This is a genomic window from Desulfurobacterium indicum (assembly GCF_001968985.1).
Lineage (GTDB): Bacteria > Aquificota > Aquificia > Desulfurobacteriales > Desulfurobacteriaceae > Desulfurobacterium_A > Desulfurobacterium_A indicum.
The window spans coordinates 1-4,624 of record NZ_MOEN01000047.1 but is presented as its reverse complement, the minus strand read 5'-3'; the positions used below and the strand labels follow the sequence as shown (position 1 = coordinate 4,624).

Annotated in this window: 4 protein-coding genes; 3 read left to right on the top strand and 1 reads right to left on the bottom strand. The window is 36.3% G+C overall.

Translation table 11 applies throughout. From position 1 onward, the window contains the following. Positions 1 to 190 precede the first annotated feature (190 nt). Positions 191 to 1,441 (bottom strand): tetratricopeptide repeat protein, encoded by a 1,251-nt coding sequence (locus tag BLW93_RS08480; protein WP_078058281.1) that lies wholly within the window; start codon positions 1,439 to 1,441, stop codon positions 191 to 193. Between the two features lie 83 nt (positions 1,442 to 1,524). Here BLW93_RS08480 and BLW93_RS08475 point away from each other — a divergent pair, with 83 nt between their 5' ends. Genes BLW93_RS08475 through gmk form a run of 3 tightly spaced genes read left to right on the top strand, consistent with a single transcriptional unit; the run spans position 1,525 to position 4,337 of the window. After that, a complete protein-coding gene (locus tag BLW93_RS08475) occupies positions 1,525 to 2,832 on the top strand; it encodes a SurA N-terminal domain-containing protein (RefSeq protein WP_076713638.1) in 1,308 nt (435 codons plus the stop codon). An 11-nt stretch (positions 2,833 to 2,843) separates the two neighbouring features. Further along, positions 2,844 to 3,704 (top strand): YicC/YloC family endoribonuclease, encoded by an 861-nt coding sequence (locus tag BLW93_RS08930; protein WP_245792021.1) that lies wholly within the window; start codon positions 2,844 to 2,846, stop codon positions 3,702 to 3,704. Positions 3,705 to 3,707: 3 nt separating this feature from the next. After that, complete coding sequence (gene gmk / locus BLW93_RS08925) at positions 3,708 to 4,337, top strand: guanylate kinase (RefSeq protein ID WP_076713636.1); 630 nt, start codon at positions 3,708 to 3,710, stop codon at positions 4,335 to 4,337. Positions 4,338 to 4,624 lie beyond the last annotated feature (287 nt).

The window sequence follows — 4,624 nt, the reverse complement described above, 5'->3', positions numbered from 1 at the left end:
AGTCACCTACCATAGGCAACCTTGAGCCTCTTCCGCAGGCACACACCCCTTATTCTGTTGTCAAAGAACTTTTTGTGGCGAGTGTTCAATTTATGCCTTTATCTCGCCTGTGTCAAGGTCCGTCCTGCGTTTTACGGTTTCAAACCTGACGCGGGAAAATATAGAAACTCTGTTTGAGAGTGTCAAGGGGTTAGTTGCCTTTTTTCCACATTTTTTCGAGAGAAATAAGTTCCGAAAGTCTATTAATATTTGCGTAGCAACGCTTTAACTGTTTTTCGTTTTTTGAGCGTTTGATGACGTATTCACACACTTTTCTTGCTGCAAAAATATGTCCCTCTTCCTCTAAAACGTCTGAGAGTATTTCGAGAAGCTCCAGCAATTCTTCTTCTGTGAGTAATTGCAACTTTAAGATTTTCTTCGCAATATCAATAATAGAATGAGTCCTGTTCTGGTCCATACAGATAAGGGTAAATTCAACGAAAGCATCCATTACAAGCCATGAACTTTCAGCTGTTTCTATAATCTCTTTTAGTATCTCTTCTGCCTGGTCTATTTTTCCTTTTTCTATAAGGAAATCAGCCAACATCCTCATGCTATCTTCTTTAATAAAAGAATCACTTACAGCAACAGCTTTCCTCATGAAAAATTCTGCCTTTTCATCATCACCTTTTAGTTCATATATAGTAGCGATACTCTGCAACAAATAGGGAGACTCTGGATAAAGCTTTAGGGTATTCATCAACAGAGAAAGGGCTTCGTCTATTTTGGAAAGATTTATAAGAACATCTACCAGCTTCTGGCGGTAATCAACATTTCCAGGCTCCCTATTGCAAACTTCTCTTAAAAGTTCCTCCGCTTTTTCTATTTCTCCTATAAGTTGATACATCTTCGCACTTTCATACATAAATGAGGCTTTATCTATTTTTTCCAATCCTTGAGAAAGGATATTATCAACCATATCGTAGTTGCCTGTTGAGTAATAATGTCCCGCTAACTCCAGATAGGGATAGTCCAAAAAGGGGGCCACGGTCATCAAACTCTTCAAAACTTTTGCCGCTTCTTTTTTCAATCCCTGCTTTTTGTAAAGTTTATGTAACTCTATATAAACTTCCGGCTCGAAAGGATCAAGTTCTATGGCTTCAAGAAGAACTTCTCTTGCTTTAACATACTCTTTTTTCTTTATGAGAAAATAACTTTTTTTAAGCTGCTCTCTGGATTTTATTGCTGCCTCTAAAAAGCGAGCTTGCTCAAAGTATTCTTCTGCTTTCTCTTCATTACCTATTTTTTCGTAAGCCTCAGCAAGAAGGAGAAAATATTCCACATTTCTTGAGTATGCTTTATGCTTTTCAAGTTCGGTAATGGCACGATGATATTTCTTATTTTCAATCAAACGACGAGCTTCCCTAATAATAGAGTCTATTTCTTTCTTAAATCCTTTCAAACGAAACAGCTCCTGCTTGAGATATCTTCAATTTTAAAGTATAAATTTAATTCGGGAATTTTCAATAGGCTGGAGGTTTATTAATGCTTGCTAATATCAGAAAAAACATGAAGTTGTTCAGCATACCCCTCTGGATAGTAACTGCTTCGTTTGTTCTGACTATCTTTTTGGTGTGGGGAAAAGGTTCTGTATCAGGTCCAGGAACAAACGACGTAGCAACTGTTAACGATAAAGCTATTCCGGCAGATGAATTTTACAGAACTGTTGATAAATTGACCTCAGCCGGAATGAAAGAAAAACAGGCAAAATCAGAAGCTCTAAGACAGCTGTTATTAAGAACATTACTTTTAGACGCTGCAGAGAAAGAAGGATTGAAAGTAAGTGACGAAGCCGTTGCTGAAAGAATAGAAAGTTTCCCAGCTTTCCAGAAAAATGGAAAATTCTCCGCAGAACTTTACAAGCAGTGGCTTAAACAAAACCATATACCCGCCGAAACCTTCGAAAACCAGATAAGACAGGATCTCCTTATAGAAAAACTTCAAACCATTGTAGAAAACGTAGAGACAGTTACACCTCAAGAACTAAAAATATATTACAAAGCAGTTTTCGGAAAGAGAAACTATAAATACAAAATGTTTAACATAGAACCGTCGAAAGTTAAAATATCTTCAAAAGAGGTAGAAGAGTATTACAAGAAACATCAAAACCTATTCATGGAAAATAGAACTATTGTTACTGCAGTTAAAATTCCGGTAACAGCCCAAAATGCAAAAGAACTGGTTAAAAGAGCTTATAAACTCGCAAAAAAAGGCAAACTTTCATCGTTCAAAGAAATTAAACCTGTTCTCGTAACGGACAAAAACCTTCTCAAGGACATTAACAGCAGAGGTGGCCTTTCCGGTTATATAGAAGAACCCAAAGAATATGTTATTTACGAGAGGAAACATGAAAATAAAATCCTGCCTTTGAAAGCTGTAAAAGGAAAAATTGTCAATCTTCTTAAAACGGAAAAAACAGCGGAAGAAGCCTTTAACAGGGCACAGAAAGTGGTAAGCAGCGGTAAGATAGAGAAAGGAAAAGAAACAGGAGAAATTGACGGTAAAGAACTTGCAAGAAAACTGGGATTAATAGATTTAAACGGAGAGATAACAGCAACAATAGTTAAAGGAAAAACAGGAAAAGTTTACGGTCCCTTTAAAACACTAAAAGGCTACGTTGTCATAGAACCGATAACGGAAATAACAGCAAAAACAATGGACAAAGATAAATTAAAAACTTTAAAGGACTTCCTGCTTAACGAAAAACGTAAAGCGGCTTTTCAAGCTTACATTCAATTCTTACAAAACAGAGCAAAAATTCAAGTTAATCCAAGATTTTTCAGAGGAGAATAAACGTGAAGAGTATGACAGGTTACGGAAAGAGCGAAGCAAGCAACGACTTTATAACCGTTACAGCTGAGATTAAATCTATCAACAGCAAAAACCTGGATTTAAGGATAAACCTTCCAAGAATAGTTAACAATCTTTTGAACAGCTTAAATAACAAAGTAAAAGAGTATGTAAAGCGAGGAAAGGTAGATGTTTATATAAACTACAAATTAAGTCCGGACATTGAAATTCCCGTAAATATCAATTATCAAATGGCAAAAACCTATATAAACGCAATAAGGAAAATAGAGGGAACCACCGGTAGAAAAATAGAAATAAACATGAGAGATTTGCTATCTATGCACGATATATTTTCGAAAGAAGACATTGATTTGTCAGGTAGCGAAGATGTATTCCTGACTGCAGTTGAGAAAGCACTGATAATGCTAAACAAGGAAAGAGAAAAGGAAGGGGAAAAGTTAAAAGCAGACATAGAGAAAAGACTAAAGGCAATAGAAAAAACTGTTGAAGAGATAGAAAAAGAGGCCTCTTCAATAAATGAAAAAATTCGTGAAAAATTAACCGAAAAGATCAAAAAACTATTTGAACTTGATGATGAAGAGGTAAAGAAACGTATTGAGCTTGAAGTTACATTAATTGCAGAAAAGCAAGACGTTACAGAAGAAATTACAAGGCTAAAATCCCACATAAAACGATTTTACCAGCTCCTGAACGAGGATTTTTCAGGTAAAACCATGGACTTTTTATGTCAGGAGATGCACCGAGAGATAAATACTTTAGGTTCAAAGTTGAAAGAGATAAACGTAACAGATCCTGTTCTCAAAATCAAAACGGAAATAGCGAGGATAAAAGAACAGGTACAAAATGTGGAGTAAGAGATGAAAGGTCTTTTAATAGTTATATCAGCTCCGTCAGGAACAGGAAAAACAACACTTGTAAATATGCTGATGAAAGCTTTTCCTAAAATGGAATTTTCGGTATCTTGCACAACCAGGAAGCCAAGACCCGGAGAGATAGATGGAAAAGATTACTATTTTATATCTTTTGAAGAGTTTGAGAAAAAAATAGAAAACAATGAACTACTCGAATGGGCAGAAGTTTACGGAAACTTTTACGGAACACCAAAAGATAAAGTTATAGAAGCGTTAAACGAAGGGAAAGATATTCTCCTTGATATCGATACCCAGGGAGCACTTCAGGTTAAAAAAAACTACCCCGATGCTGTTTTAATATTCATACTTCCACCGTCTCTCAAAGAGCTGGAAAGGAGATTGAGAAACCGCGGAACAGAAGATGAGGAAACCATTGAAAAAAGGCTACTTATAGCAAGAAGAGAGCTGAGCCTTGCTACAAAGTATGACTACATAATAATAAATGACAAAATAGAGGAAGCCTTTGAGAAGCTTAAATCCATCGTAACTGCTGAAAGATGGAGAACGAAAAGGGTAGAAGAACATCTTCCCGAACTTATAAAAGACAGAGAAATGCTCCAGCTGTTGAATTCTTGACCCTTTAGTGTGACGGAATCATAAGTTCCTCCCGAATATAAATAACCGTCATTGTGTCTCTTAAATACGGTCGTTTCAAAGTAATTATGGTGTTTCCATCAACAAATCTAACATACTTTGGGTCGATATTTTGTGTAAGCTGGAGGAATGGGTAGTGTACGATATTTTGTGTAAGCTTGAGAAATGGGATAACCTCCTGGGGAACACCCCACAAATACCAACCCCAGGAGGCAAAAATGGAACTACAGAAGATTTTACCAGACCTAGTTAAGGAAGTGGTAAAGCAA

What these genes read in the sequence shown, in the direction of transcription:
- BLW93_RS08475 (WP_076713638.1), top strand. Translation starts at nt 1,525, where the DNA reads ATGCTTGCTAATATCAGAAAAAACATGAAGTTGTTCAGCATACCCCTC.
- BLW93_RS08930 (WP_245792021.1), top strand. Translation starts at nt 2,844, where the DNA reads ATGACAGGTTACGGAAAGAGCGAAGCAAGCAACGACTTTATAACCGTT.
- gmk (WP_076713636.1), top strand. Translation starts at nt 3,708, where the DNA reads ATGAAAGGTCTTTTAATAGTTATATCAGCTCCGTCAGGAACAGGAAAA.